This is a genomic window from Novosphingobium sp. TCA1, from assembly GCF_009811895.1.
In the GTDB taxonomy this organism is placed as follows: domain Bacteria; phylum Pseudomonadota; class Alphaproteobacteria; order Sphingomonadales; family Sphingomonadaceae; genus Novosphingobium; species Novosphingobium panipatense_A.
Genome location: NZ_BLJH01000128.1, coordinates 1 through 671, shown reverse-complemented (window position 1 = coordinate 671; position 671 = coordinate 1). Strand labels below are relative to the sequence as shown.

Genomic DNA, 671 nt, shown 5'->3' with positions numbered 1-671 from the left:
CACCTGCTTGCCCCCCATCAAGCCGGTTCCGCCCGCGATGCGGAAACCCGCCGTCTCGGCGTCGCCACGCTCACCGACTTGTGCGCCCGAGGCCGCAAACGCGGCATCGCGCCCATCATCGCGACCCAGCGCCTTGCCAAGCTCTCCAGCTCCGTCGTCTCCGAGCTTCAGAACTTCCTCATCGGCATCAATGTCTTCGACCGCGACATCATCCGCGCCGCCGACATTCTGGGCTTCAGCCGCAGCGAAGCCGAAAAGCTGCGTACCTTACGCGCCGGCGAGTTCTACGCCTTCGGCCCCGCGCTCACCCGCACCCCGATCATGGCCAAGATCGACCAGACCATCACCGAGCATCTCGGCGCCACCCCTCAGCTGCATGGCGCGGCCGACCTCGACCACTCCGAGGCTCAGAAACTCCTCGACCTCGAGCATCTTCGCGAAGCGCCCAGCCAGCGCGACGACAGCCTGAAGTCTCGCGGCAGCCGCGCCCTCGATGCCTTCCTGCTCGATCCTATCGCACCCACGGCCACGGCAATCTGCCTGGCGCTGAAAGGCATATCCCCCAACGCCACGACGGCCAACGAACTGGCCAAGCACCTCGGCATCTCGCGCGAGGCCGTGGATCAGGCGCTGGACGTCCTCTCCGCGCTTTCGGCGGTGGATACCATGCC

General features: G+C 66.6%; 1 pseudogene. It reads left to right on the top strand.

What is annotated here, in order from left to right:
* Positions 1-671 (top strand): annotated as a pseudogene (locus tag NTCA1_RS28365) (ATP-binding protein); the annotation flags it as partial.